Origin of the sequence: Virgibacillus kekensis (assembly GCF_042654125.1) — a bacterium.
GTDB lineage: Bacteria > Bacillota > Bacilli > Bacillales > Amphibacillaceae > Lentibacillus > Lentibacillus kekensis.
This window is the reverse complement of sequence record NZ_JBHSFU010000011.1, coordinates 103913-127553: the sequence shown is the minus strand read 5'-3', so window position 1 is coordinate 127553 and position 23641 is coordinate 103913. Positions and strand designations below refer to the sequence as shown.

Here is a 23641-nt window from a genome sequence, read left to right as displayed (position 1 = left end):
AGAACGGTGGTGAACAATAGTGGCAAAAAAAGCAAAGGGTATGATTATTGCCGCAATCGGTTCAATCCCCCTGATTATGACGCTTGGGAACTCAATGCTGATTCCGATTCTCCCGGCAATGAAAAAGTCGCTCGACCTTTCTCAGATGCAGGTAAGCCTTACAATTACCGTATTTTCGATTGCTGGTGCCATATTTATTCCTATTGTAGGATACTTATCCGACCGATTCTCGAGAAAAGTAATTATTTTGCCGTCCCTGATCCTGTTCGGGCTCGGTGGCCTTCTTGCGGGGTTTGGCGGGTCTTCCCTGCCCAATTCGTATGTCTGGATTCTAATAGGAAGGGTTATCCAGGGAATTGGCGCAGCCGGAACAGCACCAATTGCAATGGCGCTCACTGGAGACTTATTTAAGGGCGGTGAGCAAAGCCGAGTGTTGGGTATATTTGAAGCATCTAATGGACTCGGTAAAGTGCTGTCACCAATAATTGGTGCTCTGTTGGGACTGGTTGTCTGGTATGCCGTTTTCTTTGCTTTTCCAGCGCTTTGTATTATCTCCATACTTCTTGTCTGGATTTTCATTAAAGAAAAAAGCAATCGTCAGGCTCCTCCCCCATTCCACAAGTATGTCCGTGGATTGCTAAGTGTTTTTAAACATGAAGGACGCTGGCTGTTCACGACCTACCTGGCAGGCGGTACATGCCTGTTCACATTGTTTGGTATTCTTTTTTTCCTATCCGATGTGCTAGAAAAGAAATATAATATTGATGGTGTCATGAAAGGGCTAATCTTAGCTATTCCATTAATGGTGATGGTGACAACATCATATATCACCGGAACCAAAATCGGCAAAAACCTGGAACGCATGAAAAAAATAGCCCTGATTGGATTCGGGCTGATGACCATATCTTATGGCACACTTGTATTTGTTGAAAAGCTGGTACCCTTTCTCATGATTCTTGCCATTAGCAGTGTTGGCGCTGGCCTTATCCTACCTTGTGTCAACAGTATAATCACCGGAGCTGTAAGCAAGGAACGAAGAGGGTTTGTCACTTCGCTTTATGGATCAGTTCGATTTCTTGGTGTGGCAGCCGGCCCTCCCATATTTTCCAGATTAATGGAATGGTCAAGAACAGGGATGTTTATCTCACTCGCTACTTTCACCCTTATTGTTGGATTGCTAGTACTGCTGCTGATCCGCGTTAAAGGTAAGGATGGCAAGGAAAACCGAAACACCCCAATCCGATATAAATATGTATAGCATTCAGCTTAAGGCTTTTTCCGCCAGCTGAGCGCGTACGGCTGTGGAATTTCAAGCCGGCAAATCAAATCCACCATGGTCGTTGAAATCCATTGACTTAATAGTGCAAGAAAAATGATTTTCCAGCTGATGATAGCTGCGGTGATCAAGAATATGAAAGCATTCAGAAAGAACAATGGTTTTCCGGGTAAGATATTGCGACCAGTTGAAATCATAAATGCAATAACCCCTACCCCGCCATTTGATACGCCCTGCCGCATTAGGATACCAATTCCGGTGCCCAGCAGAATGGAGCCAATTACCAGGTCAAGAAAGACATGGCGGTGAACAAGGGTAAAATGTGTTTCGAAAAAATCAACCGATAATGATGTCATCGTGATCCCGAGAAATGTCCATAAAGCAAACCGTTTTCCGAGAATCTGCACACCAAGGAGTAGCATGGAAAAGTTAACAATCCATAGTGAGGGGCCCATGCTGATTCCGGTTATATAGTTCAACAGGATGGCAATTCCGCCTGCACCACCTGAGGGAATGGATTGCGGAAAGAGGAACAACCCCATCCCAAGTCCTTGTATAGCACCGCCAATGACAACTAGTCCATTTTTTATAAAAAATTGCTGCATGAAACTCCTCCTCAGGGAGCAACATGCTGGGACATGTCTCCCCTCCTAATTTCTATTCAGGTGCAGGACAAATCATGATTCCCTTTACGGAAGGAAGGAGGAATTTTCAATGGATAAAAATCAACTTAAACATCAGGATGACCGACCGAAAGTCGCTCCCGGCATTGACCCAGACGATTCATTCGGCGAAAAAGCAACTGAAGCCGAAGTTAAAAACAACCAATCTACCCAAGTAACCCGTCTCACACTTGATGAATATGAAGAATGAGGGACAAGGGGTGAGGGACGAGGGGTCAGGCTCCTTGTCCCACTTAAACGAAGAAAATGGACCGTCTTAATTGTAAATTCAATTAAGACAGCCGCTTCTTCCTGAGCACCAAAACCCTGCCGGTTTCAGTCCTCAAGGCTGATTTTTCAACCGCCTTACCTCCCCTAATATGCCATCGAAGCGTCATGATAATATTTAAATTCGAGCAAATTATTCGCCGGGTCAACCAGGAAGAATGTCATGTGTTCCTCCTGCTTCCCCTTGAAGCGAACCATTGGCTCTTTAAAAAATGGAAGTTCTTTTGCGGTTGCGGCTTCCAGCGCTGTATCGTACTCCTTCTTCTCCAAAAAGGTAATCCCATAGTGCCTTGGATACATTTTTGGATTCTCATCAATATTATCCGGGCTTAGATGGCAAACGACCTGATCACCAAAAAAGTCAAAGGTTACCCGGTCATCGTACCGCCTTGCGAGCCTGCATCCCAGTTTCTCATAAAACTCCACCGTTTCATCCAAATCCTTACATGGTATTGCCAAATGGAATACCTTATTAGTTTCACGCATTCGCTTTTCCTCCTTTAAAATAAATGAAATGTATCTGACCTCAACCCCAGCCTTAGTGTTTCTAGCGCAATCACTTCTGAAAGTGCAATATTGGCCAGGTTTACATCAGGCCCTCCATACTTAATAAAAAATGACTGCATTTTTTTGGTCGGCGCCTCAAAAATGAGCCTTTCCAGCGGAATACCTGATTCCAGAATTTCCTCAAAGATATCGGTCCGGAGAGCACCATCTTCCCGGCAAATCCCTGCCGTTCCACTCTCCCTTGCTTCTGTGATCACTTTTTCGGCCCCAGCTGAAATATCTTCATGTATATGATCAACCCACTCCGATGAAAGCTGACTGTCAGAATAGACAGCGTCCTTGTTACCAACCTCGCTGAACACGGTGAACTCCCGCGAGAATTCACTTATAAACCTTGCTTTCTCTGAATTAGTGATCGCTACTGTTCCATTTGAAATTTCCACATGGTTGCAGTCGAATTCGCAGCACAGATCATAAAAATGCTCAATTTTACCAACACTGAGGAATTTTTCAAATAACGTTCCTCCAAAAAAGAAATCAATGTTATTTTCCCGTAAACAGGCGATTTTTTCTTCAAGAAACGGTGTGACAAGCGAGGTTCCCCAGCCGAATTTCACAAAATCTATAAACTCACCGGAGCTGCGGATTGTGTCAATAAACAGATTAAGTGGGGCCCCGTTATCAATGATGACACTCAATCCATTACTGCGAGGTTTGCTTTCCCTGTCCGGTAGTGGAAGTCCTGCATTTCTCATACAATAACCCTCTCAATCATCGGTATTTTGCCGGTCCCGTTCACTTTCATTACAAAGTCGGATGGCCTCTCTTCCAAACAAATCAGAAGGTCTTCACGTTTGAACTCTGGTTTTTTCTCATCAAAAAACTTCTCTGCCGCTTCCGACTGTCTGATTCGATTAATCACTTCCAAAAAAGAAATATCCCGGGAACCCTCCAATATACTCTTTATATAGACTGCACAGGCAAAATCGTCTTCATCGGTGGGATGGGATGCAACGATATTTATTACAGGAGGATCTAATCTGTCAGCGAACTCTTCACGAACATATTCAGCTGTTGTCTTTGCACCAGCAAATCCGGTAACAAACAAGTGCTCCGTATCCAGGCAGTTTAACGCTGCCCGCACTCCATTAGTCGTCTTTTGAACCAGCGTACGCCCCTTAAGTTCTTGTTGCTTGATTTGATATGGTGAGTTCTCGAAATTGAACCCTTCAATCGGATAACCATTCGTTTCCCCTGCCAAAAGAAACGTCGGGTTTTTCTGTCTGAATTTTATAGCCTGTTCTGCTGTTTCCATAAGTAAGATCCGGTCAGCCCCCTGTAAAAGAGCATAGAAGGAAACAGTAAACGCTCGAATGACATCAACGACAATTGTAACGTTCGACTGGACCGGTGGCGTATGGCTGCCCTGGAATAAATGAATTTGCATCCTCTCCCCCCTAACAATGAATTGCACTCATGGATTACTGCACTCCAGACCGCTGACCATACAGCATACAAAAAGTATATTCGCCCATTACATTTCCGTTACTTTTCTTACAGGTAAAGTCTGAGGATTTGGGCTTTTATCCTTTAACAATCCACAGATTCGGTGAATACATTAACTCTAAGGCAGATACCCAATCAGGTGTCTGTATGTACGGAATTTGTAAAAAAACATTAAATAAGCGAGGGAAGAAATAAAGATATGCTGACATATAAAGACTGGGACGAGAAAGTCCAAACGGATTTGAACAATCAATTAAAGGATTTTATGCATGTCATCCGGTGGGCATTTGAAGAATATCAAAATAAAATAATCTACGCTTGCAGTTTTGGGGCAGAAGGAGTTGTCCTGCTCGATTTGATCGCCAAAGTTAACTCAAAGGCTAAAATAGTTTTCCTGGATACCGAACTCCATTTTCAAGAAACATACAATCTGATTGAAAAAATAAAAGATAGGTATCCGGATCTCCATATAAATATGGTAAAACCCGAACTGACACTGGAACAACAGGCAGAAGAGCATGGTGAAAAACTATGGAAAAAAGACCCGAACCTTTGTTGCAGCATCCGTAAGATCAAACCATTGGAAAAAGCGCTCTCCGAAGCAGAAGCATGGTTTTCGGGTCTGCGACGTGAACAGTCGTTAAGTAGAAGGAAGACAGAGTACATCAACCGGGATGACAGGTTTAAGAAGATAAAAATCTGTCCGCTGATTCATTGGTCCTGGGATGACGTATGGACCTACATCGAACTTAATGACCTTCCATATAATGAGCTCCACGACCAAAACTATCCAAGTATCGGTTGTGCGATGTGCACGCTGCCTGTTGAGGAAAAAGCTGATTCACGGGCAGGTCGCTGGGCTAATTTTAATAAAAAAGAGTGTGGACTGCACCAAACCTGACTAGGGGCTGTTAATCATGATAACAATGATACTTCTGCTTATTTTCGCATGCTTTTTTGCCATAAACATTGGTGCAAGCGGTGCGGCAGCTACCCTGGGAATTGCCTACGGATCCGGAGCGGTAAAAAAACGAACAACGGCCCTCATCCTGTGCGGTGTTGGCGTCCTGCTTGGTGCAGTAACAGGCGGTAGTGAAGTAGTGCGTACAATCGGTTCGGGTATCATACCCGAATCCCTCATATCGACCAATATTGCATTGATTATTCTGGTAGCCGCATCCATTTCGCTGTTTCTTGCTAACCTTGGTGGTATTCCGCTCTCAACAAGCGAGGTGACTGTCGGTGCCATTGTAGGTGTTGGGATTTCCTATCAGGTGCTGTTCATCAATTCGCTTACGGTAATTATAGTGTGCTGGCTTCTTGTTCCCTTCGCCGCTTTTATCCTGGCATATGCAACCAACAAATGCATACGCATTATGGAAAGAAAGCTACCTTTTTTATCACAAGGGAATTGGCCGAAGATATTAGCTTTACTGGTATTGGTTACCGGGTTTCTGGAAGCCTTCTCAGCGGGAATGAATAATGTCGCAAATGCAATTGGTCCAGTGGTGGCTGCAGGGCTGGTTACTATTGATTCTGGAATCTTGATAGGCGGTATCTTTGTTGCACTGGGAGCTATCCTTCTAGGCGGGAATGTGATCGAGACAAACGGAAAACGAATAACCAACATGTCATTACTGCAGGGCAGTGCTGTATCAGGAATTGGAGCAGGGCTTGTAATGGTTGCTTCCATCTTTGGCATTCCAGTACCGCATACCCAGGTAACCACCTGCAGCATCATGGGAGTCGGTGTATCGGATAATGGTCGGGAAATTTGGAAAAAAAACATCATGACGAAGCTGGTAAGTACATGGGTACTCTCCCCACTGCTTTCCCTGGTAATATCCTATAACATGGTAGAAATCTTAAAAGACTTTAATTTCACCGGAACAGCTATACTTCTAGGACTTTTCTTTGTTATGTATCTGCTTAGCTCCCGAACTAAAGAAATAGCAATCCGGCCCTTATCCTTTTATGGAAATTATACTTTAGTGAAGAATAGGAGGAAGATGCCATGAACAAACCCCACGGCGGTATATTGATAAACAAAGTGGATACCAATTATAAAACAGACCACGGCTTCCAGGAGGTGGAACTGGATTCAATGGCACTAAGTGACCTAGAGCTGATAGCAACAGGGGCTTACAGTCCGCTGACCGGATTCATGAACCGGGAGGATTATTCATCCGTTGTCCAGTCAATCCGTCTCAAGAACGGGCTACCCTGGAGTATCCCTATTACCCTACCAGTTGATGAAAAAAAAGCAGATACACTCGCAATCGGGGATACAGTGAATCTTGCACGGGATGGTATTATAGTTGGAACATTGACTATTGAGGATATTTACACCCCGAATAAGGAATTGGAGGCCAAAAAGGTTTACGGCACGACTGACCGAAGCCATCCAGGCGTAAAGAAAATGCTTTCCCGTCACGACACATACATCGGTGGCCCCGTTACACTGGTACGATATCCGGAGAAAGAACAGTTTCAGGATTATTTTCTCGAACCAAAAGAAACCCGAAAAACTTTTGATGAATTAGGCTGGGAGACTATTGTCGGTTTTCAAACGCGCAATCCCGTCCATCGGGCACATGAATACATTCAAAAAACTGCCCTTGAGACAGTCGACGGATTACTCCTCCACCCGCTAGTTGGAGAAACGAAGTCAGATGACATACCGAGCGAACTCCGGATGAAATGCTACCATATCCTTCTGGAGAACTATTACCCGAAAAACCGTGTTTTCCTGTCAGTTTTCCCGGCGGCCATGCGATATGCCGGTCCCCGTGAAGCTGTTTTCCATGCACTAGTACGCAAAAATTACGGTTGCACTCATTTTATTGTTGGCCGGGATCACGCTGGTGTTGGTGACTATTACGGCACATATGACTCGCAAAAGATCTTCCAGAACTTTACCGAGGATGAAATAGGCATTACCATTCTAAGTTTTGAAAACAGCTTTTACTGCAAAAAATGTGAGAGCATGGGGACGTCTAAAACCTGCCCGCATCCATCTGATAATCATATCTCCCTTTCCGGCACAAAAGTCCGGGCAATGCTCCGTGAGGGCAAGATGCCACCAAAACAATTCAGCCGGCCGGAAGTCGCAAGCACGTTAATCACTGGTATGTCTGCAGAACATTTAACAGGAACGGAGCGATAAGCATGACACAGCAAAATTTAATCTGGCATCCAGCCACCATTACAAAGAAGGACCGCCAAAAATTAAATGGTCATAAGAGCTGTGCCCTGTGGCTTACCGGTTATTCCGGCTCTGGAAAATCCACGGTGGCAAATGAACTCGACCGCCAGCTTCATGCTATGGAACTACAAAGCTATGTCTTGGATGGAGATAACGTCCGGCAAGGGTTAAATAGGGATCTGGGATTCAGCCAGAATGATAGGATTGAAAATATTCGGAGGGTTGGAGAAGTAGCTAAACTTTTCGTCGATAGCGGAGTTATTGTAATGACTGCATTTATCTCCCCGTATCAAAAAGACCGCAATCAAGTAAGGGAGTTGTTTGACGCTGATGAATTCTTTGAAATATACATCGATTGTCCGCTCGAAGTATGTGAAACCCGAGATCCTAAAGGCCTGTACCAGAAAGCTAGAAACGGGGAAATCTGTGACTTCACCGGGATAGATTCACCTTATGAACCACCTTCCTCCCCCGACCTGACAATCGACACTGTTAACTTCTCAGTCAATGAGGCGGCAAAAGAAATAGTCGCTTTTCTAAAGACAGAGAATATATTTTAACTTTGAGGGCTGGCTCATCTGTATGAGTCAGCCTTCTCTTTTGGCACAATACCATCTCCAGAACCACCCAGTATCTTCTTAAATAAGTCTCAGCCTAAAAATAGTTGTATTTTAAAGCAGTTCATGACATATTTATTTATATAGAAAGTTATAAAAATTTAGAAAGGAGATGAAAGTTATGGCAAAAGCCGGGAAAATCGGTTTACTGCCACAGATTCTTATTGCCTTTGTTGCAGCCATACTCGCTGGTGTAATCTTTGGTCCGGCAATAGATGTTGTCCAACCTTTAGGGGATTTATTTTTACGGCTTATTAAATTTATTATCGTTCCGTTGATTGTATCCTCATTGATTGTTGGGGTAGCAAGTACTGGCAACATGGAAACCCTGGGAAGAATTGGCGGCAAAACAATACTCTATTACATTTGCACAACCTTTTTTGCTGTCTGTATTGGACTGCTAGCAGCTACGATATTTTCTCCAGGAACCGGGGTATCTATATCCAATGCAGGTGAAGTACCTGAAGCCACCGAGACTGGCGGATTTATCAGCGTTCTCCTGAACATTATTCCAACAAACCCGATTGAAAGCTTATCAAGCGGTAATATTCTGCAGATAATCTTCTTCTCTATTTTCGTAGGGGTAGGTATCACTATGGTCGGTGAAAAGGCTGACCCAGTTTATCGTTTCTTCGACGGATTTGCTGAAGTAATGTACAAAATCACATGGGCGATCATGCGACTTATCCCTCTTGGAGTATTCGGCTTACTCGCTCCGATTATCGGGGAATACGGCCTTTCCGTACTTATGCCAATGATTAAGCTTATAACTGTCGTAGCAGGAGCATGTATTGTCCATGCAGTTGTAACATATTCCATTGCTGTAAAAACCCTTGGGAAAATAAGTCCTTTGAAGTTCTTTAAAGGAATTGCACCGGCAACCCTCGTTGCGTTCAGTACCCAGAGCAGCTCTGGAACCCTGCCTGTCACAATAAAATGCTCGGAGGACAACTTGGGTGTACCAAAAAGGATATCAAGTTTTGTCTTGCCACTCGGCGCAACGATTAATATGGACGGAACTTCACTTTATCTAAGTGTCGCCGCCCTATTCACTGCCCAGGCTTACGGTATTGAACTGACATTCAGCCAGATTCTTATGATTGTCCTGCTTTCTACCTTAGGTTCCATTGGAGCAGCAGGTGTACCGGGCGCTGGTCTAGTAATGCTGACCATGGTTCTTACAGCTGTTAACTTGCCACTTGAGGCTATTGCACTAATCGCAGGTGTCGACCGGTTCATGGATATGTTCCGAACCGCCACCAACATTACCGGTGATGCATCAGCAGCTGCAGTAATTAACGCTTCTGAATCTCGAAAAGAACATACAGAACCGGCCGCAGAAGCTGGTTAAGATAATTACCCAACTTATTATTCGTCCTTCATATTTTTATGGAGGATTTTTTTTATTGTAATTCACCCGGTTACAGGCAGGCATAGACCGGATAACCAACCTATATACTGAATTTTTTCTGATTATTTATCTCGATATCTTCCAAATTATGTTAGAATTATTATACTATTGTGTTTAGAAGGTGATTATGATTGAAAATACATATGAAAAAATAGTCTCGCTTAAGGAGCTTTCGATCCATCTTGGCGGCAAAATGGTTCTAAATAGAATTAGCCTCGATGTCTATAGAGGGCAGATTATCGGGTATATCGGGCCAAATGGTGCAGGAAAAAGCACAACCGTTAAAATTATGCTCGGATTAATGGATGCCTACCAAGGAGATGTCGAGATTTTCGGCAAGGATATAGCTTCAGGAGATCATACATATAAGCGAAGAATCGGATATGTTCCCGAAAATGCGGAAATCTACGATAATCTTACGGCCCAGGAATACTTAACTTTTGTCGGCCAGCTATATGGAATGGAAGAGAGAGAAATTGAAAATAAGGCCAGAAAATTAATGGCTCAATTTGATATGGAAAATGTCTTTCATACTCGAATCTCCTCCTTCTCTAAAGGTATGCGACAAAAGGTTCTGATTATTTCCAGTCTGCTTCATGATCCCGATTTGCTGTTTCTGGATGAACCCCTTAACGGTCTTGATGCGAACAGTGTAATGATTATAAAAGAAATCCTGGCACAGCTGGCGGCACAGGGAAAAACAATTTTCTATTCCTCCCACATTATGGATGTCGTCGAGAAAATCAGTAACCGCATTATCCTGTTGGCAGAAGGAGAAATAGTCGCTGACGGCAGTTTTTCCGAACTGCAGAAGAAAAATACAGAAGGTACATTGGAGGAAATTTTTAACCAGCTAACCGGGTTCAATGAACATAAAGAAATCGCTGGTGAATTTGTTCGAATTGTCAACGGGGGAAAACGTGATGGATGACTTTCGCTCCCTCAAATTATTGGACTCTTTCAAGTTCCTTTTCAAAGCTCTTCACGTTGACTATGGTACGATGCGAAAAATTCTCGAATTAAAATTGACAATGGACCAACGCAGAGCACCAACTGTTTTCACCGCCCAGTCAGCCAAGAAGAAAGAGGGAAATCAATTTCTCAAATCTTTGTGGATTTATACACTATACGGGCTCATTATAATTCCCTTTTTATTTATGGACAGCAATTATATATTCCAGATGAGCCTAGCTTTTGGCATTATCCTCTTTTTCCTGATGACATCAATGATATCAGAGTTCACTACGGTTTTACTCGATGTGCGCGATAAAAATATTATCGGCACAAAACCTGTCAGCAGACGGTCGTTAAGTGCAGCCAGAATGGTACATATCTGTATTTATATGACATTGCTAACTTTAGCAATCGTTATCATCCCGCTTGGCGTTATGATTTTTAAAATAGGTCTCGCATTCTCCCTATTATTTATAGGTATGCTTCTGTTAAGCGTGCTGTTTGTTATTGCGCTCACGGCACTGATTTACATATTTATTCTAAGATTTTTCAGCGGCGAACAATTAAAAGATATCATTAATTACGTTCAGATTCTGTTATCGGTTGGTGTTGTTATAGGATACCAGGTACTTATCCGTTCGTTTGAATTTGTGGATTTCACTACTTCTTTCCACTTCAGCTGGTGGCATATCCTTATCCCACCTATTTGGTTCGGCGCGCCATTTGAAGTGTTTCTTGCGCAAAACCATTCAAGTGGAATGATTACTCTAACAGTACTAGGTATTATCATGCCAATTATTTCAATTCTGGTATACTATCGTTTGATGCCTTCATTTGAACGAAATCTGGAAAAACTGCTGACCGAATCTCGGGATGGGAAAAAATCAGCATTTAGCTTGAACCGTTTGCTGTCACGGCTTGTCTGTTTTACAAAAGAAGAACAGGTATTTTTTCAGTTTTCCGCACTGATGATGAGCAAGGAAAGGGATTTTAAACTGAAAGTATATCCCTCCCTGGGGATGGCGCTGATTTTTCCATTCCTATTTCTGTTTAATATGATACGGGATGGCGGATTAAACGATTTATCGGGAAGCAAAATCTATTTAACCATTTATTTCAGCAGTATAATAATCCCAGCTGTCATCCATATGCTGAAATATGCAGGATCATACCGGGGCGGATGGATATTCACGGCCGCCCCCGTCAAAAATATTAGTCTTCTCGGTCGAGCTGCGGTCAAAGCTTTTATTGTTAAACTGTACCTGCCTGTGTTTACAGTACTAAGCGTTGTATTTCTTGCTATTTTTTCAACCGAAATTCTGCCTGACCTGGTTGTAGTATTTTTATCGGGATGTATTCATACCATTCTCTCATATATACTCTTAAATAAAAATCACATCCCATTCAGTGAGTCGTTTGAATTCGCTCAGGAAATCAATACAGCCGAAAATATTATGCTGACAATTCTGGCAGGGGTTTTTGCTATAGTCCATCTTATGGTGATATCAATAAGCTATGGGATTTATATTTATTTGGCAGTTTTGCTGTTTGCGCTTATAACAAGTTGGATAGTAGTCTTCCGTAAATAGTAACAGTAAAGAGAGGAATCGAGCGGCTAATTTCCAGCCGCTCGATTTTTTAATTTCCGACCTGCCATGGGAGAGCAGCTTTCTTGGGCTGCCGCAAATTCGGTATTGCAGCTTGCTTGCACACTTAGCACCGACCTGTAGACTGGACCTTCAGCCCTGTCCCTGTTTACGCCGTAGCGATGAGAGGTCGAACGAGACGTGAATTCTTCCAAAAACACCGCTCATCGACCTAATGAACGGTCGAACAAAGCGAGAACCCTTCCTAAACACCGCTCATCATCATTATAAGAGGTCGAACGAAGCGAGTACTCTTCCAAAACACCGCTCATCAACTTGATAAGCGGTCTTCTTCCCTACGGCTCCACTAATTCTGAAAAGGTTATACACTCTTCCCCGCAAAAAAATCAGGCTGTGATATGTGCTATCACAGCCCGAACGTTTAACTCTATTATTTTTCTGCTAAATGCTTGACGCTAAAATTACAAGTTGTTATGGTTGTAATTAACGGCGATCCTTACGCCTGTTACTGTTCCCAGAGCGTTGACGGGCACGACGGTTTCCGCCTTTTTCACCAATCTCTTCATAGAATTCCTGGTCATGATTGCGGGAAGTGGTGTTTCCGCCTTTTTGACCAATTTCCTCATAGAATTCCTGGTCATGGTTTTGGGAAGTGGTGTTCCCTCCCTTTTGACCAATCTCTTCATAGAATTCTTGGTCATGGTTCTGGGCGGTAGTTTTGCCGCCTTTCTTACCTATCTCTTCGTAGAACTCCTGATCATGGTTACGTGCTGTTTTTTCGCCGCCTTTTTTACCTGCTTCTTCAAGGGTCATTTTCCCGTTATCATTGTTGTTATAATTCTTTTTGTTGTTACGAGCCATTCTTAACATCTCCTTTCAGAGTAGTAGGTTTTTAGCGTTATAATGCTTTTTCAACAACACTCACAGACCATATCACTCGTTAAACGGAATTTTAAAACTTTATTCAAGAAATCTTCCCGTTATTTATTGTTGCGGCTGCTATTGTTGCTTTGGCGGGCACGTTCTTTTCCGCCTTTTTCACCGATTTCTTCATAGAATTCCTTATCATGGTTCTTGGAAGTTGTTTTTCCACCCTTTTGACCAATCTCTTCATAGAATTCCTGGTCGTGTGTTTCTGCAGTGGTTTTTCCACCTTTTTGACCGATATCCTGATAGAATTCCTTGTCATGATTTTGTGCAGTGGTTTTGCCGCCTTTTTTACCAATCTCTTCGAAGAATTCCTGATCGTGATTCTGTGCGGTAGTTTTGCCGCCTTTTTTACCTGCTTGCTCTACTGTCATGTTCTTGTTGTTATTGTTCTTAGCCATTCTGAACATCTCCTTTCGAGTTTAAATGATTAAAGCTTGCACATAATTTTTGTACCCACTGTCTGGAAACTTTAAAACATTCTCTTTTAAGAATTGTTTCGGTTGTTATTCTTGCTGTTGCTACGGCTCATATTGCGACTTTGACGGGCGCGTTCTTTACCGCCTTTTTTACCGATCTCCTCATAGAATTCCTGGTCATATTTTTGTGAAGTTGTTTTTCCACCTTTTTGACCGATGTCTTGATAGAATTCTATATTATGGTTCTTCGCGGTGGTTTTGCCGCCTTTTTTACCAATCTCTTCGAAGAATTCCTGATCGTGATTCTGTGCGGTAGTTTTGCCGCCTTTCTTACCTGCCTGTTCTAGTGACAGATTGCCTCTATTATTTCGTTTAGCCATTTTTAACAGCTCCTTTCAATAATAATAGGCTTTGTCATCGCCTTACAGTAACTAGATTTCCGCTTAAGCATTCAGTTAAACATAATTTTATTAGAAACATAGATTTATAACTACGTTGAAATAATAGGAAATATCGCCTAAAAACAAAAGCCCCTCCCCTTCCAAATAACAGGAATGGCCCGGATTCCTCCGGGCCTTCTACTGATTACTCTGTATATTTCTGCGTCATTTTATTGAATATCTTTTCGGTAGTGACCTCTTTTTCCTTCTTTTCCTTTTCTTCAAGTTCGAGTTCCAGCCGATCCTCATCGGACAATCTGAAAAAGTTTTCCTTCTTCTTGGACTTTTCTTCTTTAGGAAGCATTGCCATTAGCTCCTTCTATATTGGATTTTACAAACGGGCATTTATTTCCGAGTCCACATAATTCTTGCGTTTCATCCAGATAAATCCGTCGCCTTTTGTTATCACTGCCACATCAATTGGCGGTCCGACAGATTCAGTTGCTCTGGTTACCCTACGTTTAAAAGACGTAAGGTTAATGAGTGCTTCTGTCATTTCAGCCAACTCTTCCTTAGGCAAAGAACGAACGACACCCAGTAAAGGATTGACATGGTTGTTTTGCTGGTACTCTCTGACAGAATCCTCAATGGACTTATACATATCATTACCCATTTTTACCAGGTCATTAACCTGCTCGTCCGTAAAATTTATCGGCAAATGCTCCTGAATTTGTTCGTGGTAACGACCAAGCACATTATCGATGATTCCGAAGATTGTATCTTTCATGGTTGGTTCAATCCCTTCGATAAAGGAATCAACCATTTCAGTCTGGGCAAATGCCGTTATAGTTGCCGTTCCATCTTTTCTGTCCGATGTATAACTTATTTTCTTTTCCCGGAGTTTTTTATATTTAAGCTGTCCGAACACAAACCCTTCCAGCCGGTAATTCAAGAGATGCGGAAATATTTCAGACTCACCATATCCGGCTATCACTAGACCGGTGCTGCCAAGGCTGAAATAGTTACTTTTCACTGCTTCAAAGGCAAGTTCTTTCAATTTTTCTTCAAGAGAAGCAGGGATTTCATACCGTATAAGGTTATCCTTTATTTCCATGATCAACGAACCGAACTTATCACGGAAGGGAGCATACTCAATATCCAGATAATCTTCCTCCTGCTCCCTATACGTATTAATATTGCGCTCAACACAACCAGTCAGCCATTCTGTTACCGTTTCTGAACTGACTTCCTCTCCTTCTTCTTCTTTGTCACTAATATTTTCCTCTACTTCCCTTACGACTCGCTTCAATACATCAGAAAAAGTCCGATAAATAATAACTTCTTCCATATCGGGATGTTTAAAACGCTCATCTTGCCGCAGAAAATCCATAAAATCTTCCACGTAATACGAAAGATCATTAAATTTCCTGTCTCCCAGATACTCCCTATACGATTTAATAATGACATCCCATGGGACTTCCATAAATGAGGCTGCGCCGTATACCATAATTCCAATGGGGTGATCACTGGACAACGAAAATAACTTGTTTGCGGAGTTATAAATCTTTTGAATTCCTTCACGGCCGCTTGTAATGGCACTATCAGCTGCCAGCGACATTCCGAGTTTGTTCATGATCACTACTTCTGCTGTCATCTCACACCCGCCTTTTTTCCTTGATATAGACTATTTATCACTACCGGGCAAAATTGAAACAGTGAAAAAAAATTGCGATGCCACCTGAAATTCCTATCATTCGATAGTAATAATAAGCAGTGGTATATTACAATCGGCCCACACTGCAAAAAGGTAGCAACTGATTTAACTAAAAGGTTATACTTTTTAATGAAGCTCTAACAAGGACGTGACACTATGACTACAGAGGAGAAACAGACCGCAGTCCGGTTTGAACAGGTGAATTTTTCCGTTGGCGGAACACATATTCTAAAAAACATTTCTGGTTCAATCCGCAAAGGTAAAATCACGACACTTGTCGGCCCATCGGGGGCAGGAAAGACATCACTGTTCCGTTTATGTAATGGAATGCAGTCACCCGATACAGGCGAAATTCTTATTGAAGAAAAAAATATCAGTGATTACGATCCCGTAGTATTGCGAAGAATGGTAGGCATTGCCCTGCAGAGCGCCACGATGATTCGGGGAACCGTTGCAGAAAACCTTGCCCTTCCGCTCGAATTGCAGGGAAAAGAATTACCGAAAGACGATGCAGCTGAACTGCTTAACATTGTGGGATTAGAGGAGAATCTGATGAACCGAAAAGCAAAGGACTTATCAGGCGGACAGCGGCAGAAATTATCAATTGCTCGGACGCTCGTTAATCGTCCGCAGATTCTGCTGCTTGATGAAATCACATCTTCCCTTGACCGGGTATCACAGCAGGATATCGAAGAATTGATCATCCGGATTAATAAAAAATACGGTACTACCATTATCTGGATTACCCACAGTCTGCAGCAGGCACTCCATATCGGTGATTTTACATGGGTTATGATGGCCGGTGAAGTAGTGGAAACCGGAGAAAGCAGTCTGCTTGAAAATCCGCAGAATGATCGTGTCCGCCGGTTTGTGAAGGGGGAAGTTGAATGAGTTATCTCGAACTTGCACTCACACTCATTTTCGTATTAATTCCACTTTTACTATCCAAAACACTTAATCTTGGACTTGAAAAGGATACATTGATTGCAACGATACGTTCGATCATTCAATTGCTGGCTGTCGGTTACGTTCTTCAGTTTGTTTTTAATGCGGAAAACTGGATATATATCGTTCTGATGATAGCCCTGATGATTGCGGCAGCGGTTCAGAATGCCCGGAAAAAAGGTGCTTCCATCCAGGGTATTACTTGGAAACTCATTGTAACCTTTATTTTTATCGAGATACTGACACAGGGGATTCTGCTTGGCTTGAACATTACCCCTCTCACCCCCCAGTATGTAATCCCAATCAGTGGGATGGTTATCGGGAACTCTATGGTTCTCTCGATTCTTTTCCTGAATCGGTTTACCGCTGAAATGGAATCACGGCATGATGAAGCAGAGCTTGTCCTATCACTCGGAGGAACACCGAAACAGGCAATCCATAACCAGCTGATCGCTTCCATCCAGGCAAGTACCATCCCTACAATTGAAAGCCAGAAAACAATTGGGCTGGTGCAATTGCCGGGTATGATGAGCGGGCAGATAATCGCTGGTGCAGACCCTGTCCAGGCAGTATTATTCCAATTGCTGATTTTATTTTTATTGTTAACAACCGCAGTGGTAACAAGCGTTATTCTTGGTTATCTGTCGTATCCGACTTTGTTTAATGATCGCATGCAGCTGTTAGGAATTGAAAAAGAATAGGGATAACTAGTCCCTGATCAATTCCGCAAAATGAGAAAGGATTCTGGCGGTGAGTCCCCAGATAACATAATCATTATAAATATAGAAGTATTCCTCAATTTTACCGGTGCGCCAATTGTAGTTCTCACCACCGACAATAAGGTCAAATGGAAAATCATCTTCTGGCTTTACCGAAAGATTTACATGATGGATTACCGGTTCGGTTTCGAGGAAAAATTTAAGCGGAACAGTGAACACTTCCCCTACCTCAGCGGGATTCGGCTCGATTGAATCAGAATTATGAATCATTCCGGCAAATGGGTACACAATCATCCCAAACGGTGAGACCATATAATCGAGGGAATGCACATCCGAAATATCTTTTCTGGTTATTCCCAGTTCCTCGGTTGTCTCCCGGACTGCTGCATCGGCAGGACTCGCATCACGCTCGTCGATCCGGCCACCAGGGAAACATATTTCTCCCGGTTGCCGTCGAAGGGTTTCGGCCCTGGTTTCAAAAAGCACGTGGATTCCTTCATCTTTTTCTATTAGCGGCAGAAGGACCGCATATTTGGTGAACTCTTCACTGCCAAGAATGACAGGTGAGTGGTTTTTTATCTTATTAATAATAGTATCAGGTTCCATCTGCACACCTCCGTAATAGATATGTTATTCATTTTAACATTAGTTTGCAATTTAATAGAAAAAAATCAATTATCGGCTTAATGAGAGGTCGAAGGAAGTGAGAAGCTCTTCCAAACGCCTCTCATCCACTTGATGAGCGGTCGAAGTATCAATCGTAAAACTTCGGAGAACGAAAAAGCATCATGCAGCGTAATCAGCTACATGATGCTTTTTCATAATATCTTGTAAAACTTTTAACAGAACGAGTCTTTCGGTTTTGGTACAGATAATCCAAAAATCGGTCTTAGATAAAGCGCGATGAAAGTTCCACCAAGCGCCATGATTCCCCAGATGTAGCCATGCAAACTGAAGGAAGCAATTCCACCAAAATAAGCACCGATGTTACAACCGAATGCCAGACGTGCGCCGTACCCCATCAGCAGTCCGCCGATTACAGAAGCCGCCGCATTCTTACCAGTTATTTTATTGAATTTGAATAATCCGCCGGCAGCAGATGCAAGAAATGCACCAAGAATAACGCCGAAGTTCAGAACAGTGGTAGTATCGGCAAAAATAGATGAATTGAGTGCTACCGCGTTGGCACCCTGCCAGTATCCCCAGCCAGCAACATCAACGCCGAAAACCTGAGCAACTTTAGAGCCCCAAAGTGCAAATGCAGAAGTGATACCCCATGGTGCTCCACGAGTCATCAATGTCAGCGCATTAAGCACGGCTAGAACGATTGCTGCTGCAAATAACGGCCATGAGCCACGGAAAATCCGTTTCCAGCCTGATGTTGACGGAACAGGGGCCATTTTAGGTGCTCTGCGATTCTTTTCAATCCTAACCGTAATCCAAGCAATAAGACCAAATAGAATAATAGAGACAAGCCATGCTCCTCCATATCCAAGGCCTGTGGAAGTTGCCAGCGATACTGGCTGGTAGGATGGCAGATCTTCAGTCCAGAAAGGCAGGTGGGCTGCACCCACTGTCGCTCCGACTATAAAGAATAGCAGTGTGATAAACATTACCGAACGACCGCCGCCGATTGCGTACAGCGTCCCTGATGCACATCCTCCGCCAAGCTGCATTCCAATTCCAAACATGAATGCTCCAACGAAAACACTAACACCGATAGGAGACACATACCCGGCCACACCGTCTCCAAAGAAAGAATAGCCAAATGCCAAAATCGGGGCAAATAGGGTCACCGCTACAGCAAGCATCAGCATATGCGCTCGTAATGCTTGCCCGTTCCCCACTGACATGATTCTGCGAAAGGCTGAGGTAAATCCGAATCTGGCATGGAATAATGTATATCCAAGCAAAAGTCCAATAATCAACAGTAATGGCTGAACAATATTTTGTGTAAATATTAGATAAATCAGTAATACGGCACTGACAAGCAGTCCACCGATTATTAATTTGGTTTGCGGTTTATTTAAATCAGTATCGCCCCGTTTAACCGGGTCTCGTACTTCACTGACAGGTTGAACTTTGGTCGCCATGCAAACCATCCTTTCCTGATAAAATTAGTATGAATTAATACATCAATATATAATACCGACTTCTTGTGTTTGTGTCAAACGTAAAAAAACACAGCATCCGGTGGGCTCCGAAATACTGTGGATAGTACTCAATGTATTAGTGACGTTTTTTGGTTTTCTTATTATTATACTTTTCTCGCGGGGTTAATGGCTCATTGGCGAATTCATGATCAAATTCCTTCGACAAGTCCTTCCTCACTGCCTGCTCATCACTTTGTGAGTTACCCTGTTTTCTACCTGATTTTTTTCCCACATCACACACCTCCATACCACATAGTTTGCGTAAATTTGGAGTGGTTATTCGAATAGCAGGTCTATTACGCGTGGGTTTTTTGGTGTTCATAGCAATATACTTTACCGTTGAATTTCTTGTTTGACTGGCAATAGCGATTAACTTTTTCTGAAACAACTTTATCACAAACACAGCATTTTGCGGCAGCCTGTTGAGTTCCTTACTTTTATTTGCTTTATTTGTGTGTACATCCCTGATTTTTTTATCCGTAATATTTATCTTCTTAAGCGTACTATGTATTTTTGCGATATCTTTTTCTGTAAATAAAGGCTCTTTATATGTCATTTTAGCAATGGACAGTTTTCGCTTAATAGTTTCAGTCAAATATAAATCATATATTACAATTTCATCCGAAGATATTTCTCTTAAATCCATCCCAATTTTGAGTGTACATCGCTTTGTAAAAGAAATTACAGAAACAAAATAGCGATGAAACTTGTTGTCAATATAAGGTTTTAATGCTTCGATATGTCCATAGTTTTGCAGAACCGGGCTCATCATCTTAAATTTTCCATTAACTAGCCAGGTCTTTCTCTCCCTGCCACCATAAATTGTCCCCTGATAATTCTTTGTCTCAATAACAAAAATACCGTATGACGTAATAACAATGTGGTCAATCTGCGAATAACCGGTGGCTGACTTAGGGTTCTCTACCATAATATCTGATAAGTATTTATATTCCTTTGGGAACTGGGATAACTGAATATCAATTTTATGTTCGCCGATCTCCCCTTTTCTCGTGGCAATTCGGTTATTGTCCTTGCTATTGGGAGCAGTGGAACGGGTCTGTCTTTTTGCTGTTTTTACTTCAGCTTTCTTCTTAAATATATCTAATATCCCCATAATGAAACTCCCTTAATCTGTTTGTCCATTATATCGGCTTATTTATATTATGATTTAGGAATAACTCTAAAAATTAATATGAATTCAATTATTTTGTTTGCTATCATATAACCATTTATAATAACTATGGGAATAACAGATAATCAGAGAGAGTGAGATACATATGAGCATAAATATACGACAATTGAATCAGTCTGATTACTCTTATTTGGAAACGATGCAGACTGGAAAAGATAATGATTACGTACTTCAGATTTTTGACCGGCTTATAACCGGTAATAACCGTCTATTCGGCTTATTTCTCGACAATCAGCTGGTCAGTGTCGGAGGTTATTCTATTTTCGCCGGCAGGTATGCGATGCTGGGAAGATTAAGAAGTGACTTGCGCTTTCGAGGTAATTCTTATGCGTCCAAGTTAATGGCATACATGCGGGATGAGGCATTGAACCTTGAAGAGGTTCAATGGGTTGGTGCCAATACCCAGGAAGAAAATTTTGCAGCACGAAGAGTAATGGACAAGAATGGATTTAAAACTTATTCACGATTACATGGGGCAATGACAAAAGACACATCAGCTCTGGAGTCAGGCACCAATCCGTGGAAACCGATCCAGAATCTCCAACGAAAAAAAGATTGGCTTAACAAAATGTATCCGGCGCTATCCGAGGTTTTTCCATATCAATGCTTTTATCCTTTTCCAGTATCCAGCGATTTGTTTCAGGATGAAGAGGTGAACCAATGGTCCTTTTATGAAAATGAAACCGGGAGTCGCGTGGTTATTATAAAAGAAGACCAGAAAAAATACCATTTTCTCCAAACTATTTATCCATGGGAAGACATCGATTCGCAGCCTGGATTATGGGAGACCATCTCCCGAGAGTACCGGGATATGACGGAACGGAGCGAAGATGAAACCTATATATGGCTGGATATGACTAAAGAGCAGGCTAACCGCCTCCCCACCTATCATCAGTTTAAACTTCCATCTCCCTGGATTCTCCATGGTGTCAGCAAAGCGGAATGGTTAACGATGAAAAATATAAGTTAGACTTGAAAATAAGCCGGAAGAGTGAAAATGCTCCCCGGCTTATTTTTCAGTGAAAATCGCACCCCTTCTCCCTCAATAACTTATTCACCCAGCTCCGGTCTAGCATACCATTATGAATTTCTTCCAACGTTTTTTTCTCAGATTCACTCTGGGCCTTTGCAAGACTGAGAACCTGTTTGTCGTTCTCAACCCTAATTGATGTTACAATCATGTAACACTTGTTAAAGACGGACCTTAATATTCCAATCAAACCAGACATTAGAACTTTTAACACGAAGGAAAATATTCCCTGCAAACGCTTGGTTGCTTAGGTAATCTAGCATATGCCGTTTGTAGGAGCAATAGTTAATTTTTGGTTAATGCCAGAAAATATTACATTTAGTAGTCTTTTAGTATAAGTAAAAATACTAGGAGGCTGCCTCATTGAATAAATTAAAGAAACTTTTACCTGTATTTATTCTTTCATTTACCATATTAGCATTACCGGCTGGCGCCGATGCTTCTACCTATAAAGTCCAAGAAGGTGACACTTTCTGGACCATTGCAAAAAATTTCAGCATATCACTTACTAATCTGCAGATTGCCAATCAGCAATCCGGCAATCTTATTTATGAAGGGGAAACAATCTATATCCCTGATTCTGTTTCCTATGAAAATAAGAAACTTTTAGCTAAACTCGTTCACGCTGAAGCAAAAGGCGAACCGTACGCTGGAAAGGTTGCAGTAGCTACTGTCGTCCTCAACCGTGTGAATCACAAAGAATTTCCTGATTCAGTCAAAGGTGTTGTTTATAAAAAAGTCCAGGGCACCTATGCGTTTACTCCAGTTAAAAACGGTGCAATTAACCAAGGATATACTGCCGAAGATATGCGTGCCGTAAATGAAGCCGTTGCATTTAGAGGCCAAGGTGGTAATTCTATTTACTTTTATAATCCGGAAACCGCAAGTAGTGACTGGATTTTCACCCGTGAAGTTACCAAAACAATCGGTAACCACCGTTTTGCAAAATAAGTAAGGAAAGCCAGACCCAAAGAAGCTGAACTCCATTTTTACCGGAGGTCAGCCTTTTTTACTTTCATTGATGAAAGAATATACCTTTCCTCCATCGGTCTCTTTCCTTATCTCGTTTTGAAAATAAATCCCTGCTCCATCATCGATTCCATAGCCAACCGGGACACCTGTCCTGTTGATTGCTGCTTTAAGATTATTTTCTTCCTGCCATGTGGAGTAATGCGCACTAATTACACAATTATGTATGAGTCCAAGCCCTTTCAGAAAAAGATGTTTCTTTTCCCTGTTATCAACTGGTGCAATTACGCAGTGTGCAGGACTGATCAGTGCTCCAGCTGAAAATCCGGCAACAGGCGCACCACTTTGGTACATTTCTATTATCCGAGTGCCAATTTCTGTTTCTACAATGGAATTTCTGTACCGCTCTGTGTCTCCTCCGCCAATAATAATTCCTGTACAAGTTGAAAGTTCGTCCACTAGTTCACCAGGATTCTTAGAGAGCGGAAGATACGCAAAATCAGGAATTCCATTTTCCTGAAGAACCCCTGTATAATTTACCATGTATTCCTTCCATCCATCTCTTTCGATAAATAAGACAGCGACCTTTCCCCGTTCATTCAAAGCACATTCAGCAAATCTTCTGCCCAGTCTGTTCGTAAAAGGAGGTCCCGCTCCGAACATGAATAAATGCCTGTCTCCCATAGTCTTCTCCCCCTGTTTTTTTAGCCTACTATAGCATTTAACATAGCAATGTCAACATTAATTTCTCCGGTCAAGCGTTTGCGGCGGCTTCTCCATCCAACCATTCTTGATAGCGAGCTTAGCGCCAGAAATCTCGTACTTCCCGACACGGGTAAGCAGTTCTGTATACTCTCCCACCAAATCACTACGCATACTTGTCGCAATCCCTTTTCCCAAACTGGTCATTGATATAGTGATAAGTGCTGAACTTATTCCCATCATCAACTTTTCCGAAAATGGCGCCTCTGTACTGTCAAGGACGATGGAATCCTCCCCAAATGATGAGTGAAGATGCAAAGTTTAGTGTAGTACTACTGTCCGCTCTTAAATAAAACCCAACATTCCCCATATTTAACGGGTTCGGTTTTGGAGTACAAAATATAAAAAAACAAACCTTTTAGCAGTCCAATTAACATACAAATTGGACTGCTTATTTT

The 23641-nt window shown here is 42.2% G+C and carries 27 protein-coding genes; 13 read left to right on the top strand and 14 right to left on the bottom strand.

All coding sequences use genetic code 11. The features are described 5' to 3' along the window. Window positions 1-40: 40 nt before the first annotated feature. Entirely contained in the window at window positions 41-1258 is a 1218-nt protein-coding gene (locus tag ACFO3D_RS16725; protein ID WP_390298859.1) for an MFS transporter, read from the top strand. 8 nt (window positions 1259-1266) lie between these two features. Here the strand turns inward: ACFO3D_RS16725 and ACFO3D_RS16720 are convergent, their stop codons facing one another. Continuing rightward, window positions 1267-1881 (bottom strand): YitT family protein, encoded by a 615-nt coding sequence (locus ACFO3D_RS16720; protein WP_390298773.1) that lies wholly within the window; start codon window positions 1879-1881, stop codon window positions 1267-1269. Window positions 1882-1990: 109 nt separating this feature from the next. On the opposite strand from ACFO3D_RS16720, the gene ACFO3D_RS16715 reads away from it, so the two are divergent. Continuing rightward, window positions 1991-2149: a hypothetical protein gene (locus ACFO3D_RS16715; protein WP_390298770.1), complete on the top strand. Its 159-nt coding sequence runs from the start codon at window positions 1991-1993 to the stop codon at window positions 2147-2149. Window positions 2150-2313: 164 nt separating this feature from the next. Here the strand turns inward: ACFO3D_RS16715 and ACFO3D_RS16710 are convergent, their stop codons facing one another. The 3 genes from ACFO3D_RS16710 to ACFO3D_RS16700 are packed head-to-tail and all read right to left on the bottom strand — an operon-like array spanning window position 2314 to window position 4180. Beyond that, a complete protein-coding gene (locus ACFO3D_RS16710) occupies window positions 2314-2712 on the bottom strand; it encodes a VOC family protein (protein ID WP_390298767.1) in 399 nt (132 codons plus the stop codon). 14 nt (window positions 2713-2726) lie between these two features. Then, window positions 2727-3488 carry a phosphosulfolactate synthase gene (locus ACFO3D_RS16705; RefSeq protein ID WP_390298764.1) on the bottom strand — a complete coding sequence of 254 codons (762 nt, stop codon included), beginning with the start codon at window positions 3486-3488 and terminating at the stop codon, window positions 2727-2729. Further along, window positions 3485-4180, bottom strand: coding sequence for a 2-phosphosulfolactate phosphatase (locus ACFO3D_RS16700; protein WP_390298761.1), 696 nt, complete (start codon window positions 4178-4180; stop codon window positions 3485-3487). The genes ACFO3D_RS16705 and ACFO3D_RS16700 overlap by 4 nt, the downstream gene beginning before the upstream one ends. Window positions 4181-4438: 258 nt before the next feature. Here ACFO3D_RS16700 and ACFO3D_RS16695 point away from each other — a divergent pair, with 258 nt between their 5' ends. The 7 genes from ACFO3D_RS16695 (at window position 4439) to ACFO3D_RS16665 (ending at window position 12015) form a co-directional block, all read left to right on the top strand. Further along, the gene (locus tag ACFO3D_RS16695; protein WP_390298758.1) at window positions 4439-5140 is read left to right on the top strand and encodes a phosphoadenylyl-sulfate reductase; all 702 of its coding nucleotides are present in this window, start codon (window positions 4439-4441) and stop codon (window positions 5138-5140) included. 16 nt (window positions 5141-5156) lie between these two features. Beyond that, a complete protein-coding gene (locus tag ACFO3D_RS16690; RefSeq protein WP_390298755.1) occupies window positions 5157-6257 on the top strand; it encodes an inorganic phosphate transporter in 1101 nt (366 codons plus the stop codon). Next, the gene (gene sat / locus ACFO3D_RS16685; RefSeq protein ID WP_390298752.1) at window positions 6254-7405 is read left to right on the top strand and encodes a sulfate adenylyltransferase; all 1152 of its coding nucleotides are present in this window, start codon (window positions 6254-6256) and stop codon (window positions 7403-7405) included. The genes ACFO3D_RS16690 and sat overlap by 4 nt, the downstream gene beginning before the upstream one ends. Before the next feature lie 2 nt (window positions 7406-7407). Beyond that, window positions 7408-8004, top strand: coding sequence for an adenylyl-sulfate kinase (cysC, locus tag ACFO3D_RS16680; protein ID WP_390298749.1), 597 nt, complete (start codon window positions 7408-7410; stop codon window positions 8002-8004). Between the two features lie 178 nt (window positions 8005-8182). Further along, window positions 8183-9412, top strand: a complete 1230-nt coding sequence (locus ACFO3D_RS16675; protein WP_390298746.1) for a dicarboxylate/amino acid:cation symporter — start codon at window positions 8183-8185, stop codon at window positions 9410-9412. Window positions 9413-9599: 187 nt separating this feature from the next. After that, window positions 9600-10403, top strand: coding sequence for an ABC transporter ATP-binding protein (locus ACFO3D_RS16670; RefSeq protein ID WP_390298743.1), 804 nt, complete (start codon window positions 9600-9602; stop codon window positions 10401-10403). After that, on the top strand, window positions 10396-12015 hold the full coding sequence (locus ACFO3D_RS16665; protein ID WP_390298740.1) for a hypothetical protein: 1620 nt from the start codon (window positions 10396-10398) through the stop codon (window positions 12013-12015). Before ACFO3D_RS16670 ends, ACFO3D_RS16665 begins: the two co-directional genes overlap by 8 nt. Window positions 12016-12516: 501 nt before the next feature. Here the strand turns inward: ACFO3D_RS16665 and ACFO3D_RS16660 are convergent. From ACFO3D_RS16660 to ACFO3D_RS16640, 5 genes are all read right to left on the bottom strand, one after another. Further along, window positions 12517-12894 (bottom strand): KGG domain-containing protein, encoded by a 378-nt coding sequence (locus tag ACFO3D_RS16660; protein ID WP_390298736.1) that lies wholly within the window; start codon window positions 12892-12894, stop codon window positions 12517-12519. Window positions 12895-13013: 119 nt separating this feature from the next. Continuing rightward, the gene (locus ACFO3D_RS16655; RefSeq protein ID WP_390298733.1) at window positions 13014-13361 is read right to left on the bottom strand and encodes a KGG domain-containing protein; all 348 of its coding nucleotides are present in this window, start codon (window positions 13359-13361) and stop codon (window positions 13014-13016) included. 86 nt (window positions 13362-13447) lie between these two features. Continuing rightward, on the bottom strand, window positions 13448-13759 hold the full coding sequence (locus ACFO3D_RS16650; protein ID WP_390298730.1) for a general stress protein: 312 nt from the start codon (window positions 13757-13759) through the stop codon (window positions 13448-13450). Between the two features lie 205 nt (window positions 13760-13964). Beyond that, window positions 13965-14123 (bottom strand): hypothetical protein, encoded by a 159-nt coding sequence (locus ACFO3D_RS16645; RefSeq protein WP_390298727.1) that lies wholly within the window; start codon window positions 14121-14123, stop codon window positions 13965-13967. A gap of 27 nt (window positions 14124-14150) precedes the next feature. Beyond that, on the bottom strand, window positions 14151-15413 hold the full coding sequence (locus ACFO3D_RS16640; protein ID WP_390298724.1) for a hypothetical protein: 1263 nt from the start codon (window positions 15411-15413) through the stop codon (window positions 14151-14153). Between the two features lie 216 nt (window positions 15414-15629). Between ACFO3D_RS16640 and ACFO3D_RS16635 the strand changes: the two genes are divergently transcribed. Beyond that, a complete protein-coding gene (locus ACFO3D_RS16635) occupies window positions 15630-16364 on the top strand; it encodes an ABC transporter ATP-binding protein (RefSeq protein ID WP_390298721.1) in 735 nt (244 codons plus the stop codon). After that, a complete protein-coding gene (locus tag ACFO3D_RS16630) occupies window positions 16361-17119 on the top strand; it encodes an ABC transporter permease (protein ID WP_390298717.1) in 759 nt (252 codons plus the stop codon). The genes ACFO3D_RS16635 and ACFO3D_RS16630 overlap by 4 nt, the downstream gene beginning before the upstream one ends. 6 nt (window positions 17120-17125) lie before the next feature. Here the strand turns inward: ACFO3D_RS16630 and ACFO3D_RS16625 are convergent, their stop codons facing one another. The 3 genes from ACFO3D_RS16625 to sspO all read right to left on the bottom strand — a co-directional run bounded on the left by ACFO3D_RS16625 (window position 17126) and on the right by sspO (window position 20404). Beyond that, window positions 17126-17743 (bottom strand): NUDIX hydrolase, encoded by a 618-nt coding sequence (locus tag ACFO3D_RS16625; protein ID WP_390298714.1) that lies wholly within the window; start codon window positions 17741-17743, stop codon window positions 17126-17128. A gap of 233 nt (window positions 17744-17976) precedes the next feature. Beyond that, window positions 17977-19230, bottom strand: coding sequence for a YeeE/YedE family protein (locus ACFO3D_RS16620; protein ID WP_390298711.1), 1254 nt, complete (start codon window positions 19228-19230; stop codon window positions 17977-17979). Window positions 19231-19366: 136 nt separating this feature from the next. Next, entirely contained in the window at window positions 19367-20404 is a 1038-nt protein-coding gene (gene sspO / locus ACFO3D_RS16615; protein ID WP_390298708.1) for a small acid-soluble spore protein O, read from the bottom strand. A 163-nt stretch (window positions 20405-20567) separates the two neighbouring features. On the opposite strand from sspO, the gene ACFO3D_RS16610 reads away from it, so the two are divergent. Both ACFO3D_RS16610 and ACFO3D_RS16605 read left to right on the top strand, forming a co-directional pair. Next, a complete protein-coding gene (locus ACFO3D_RS16610; RefSeq protein WP_390298705.1) occupies window positions 20568-21452 on the top strand; it encodes a GNAT family N-acetyltransferase in 885 nt (294 codons plus the stop codon). A gap of 423 nt (window positions 21453-21875) precedes the next feature. After that, entirely contained in the window at window positions 21876-22463 is a 588-nt protein-coding gene (locus tag ACFO3D_RS16605; protein ID WP_390298702.1) for a cell wall hydrolase, read from the top strand. A 48-nt stretch (window positions 22464-22511) separates the two neighbouring features. On the opposite strand, the gene ACFO3D_RS16600 is transcribed toward ACFO3D_RS16605, so the two are convergent. Further along, on the bottom strand, window positions 22512-23165 hold the full coding sequence (locus ACFO3D_RS16600) for a Type 1 glutamine amidotransferase-like domain-containing protein (protein ID WP_390298699.1): 654 nt from the start codon (window positions 23163-23165) through the stop codon (window positions 22512-22514). Between the two features lie 57 nt (window positions 23166-23222). Then, window positions 23223-23501, bottom strand: coding sequence for a DUF3231 family protein (locus tag ACFO3D_RS16595; RefSeq protein ID WP_390298696.1), 279 nt, complete (start codon window positions 23499-23501; stop codon window positions 23223-23225). Between the last annotated feature and the right edge of the window lie 140 nt (window positions 23502-23641).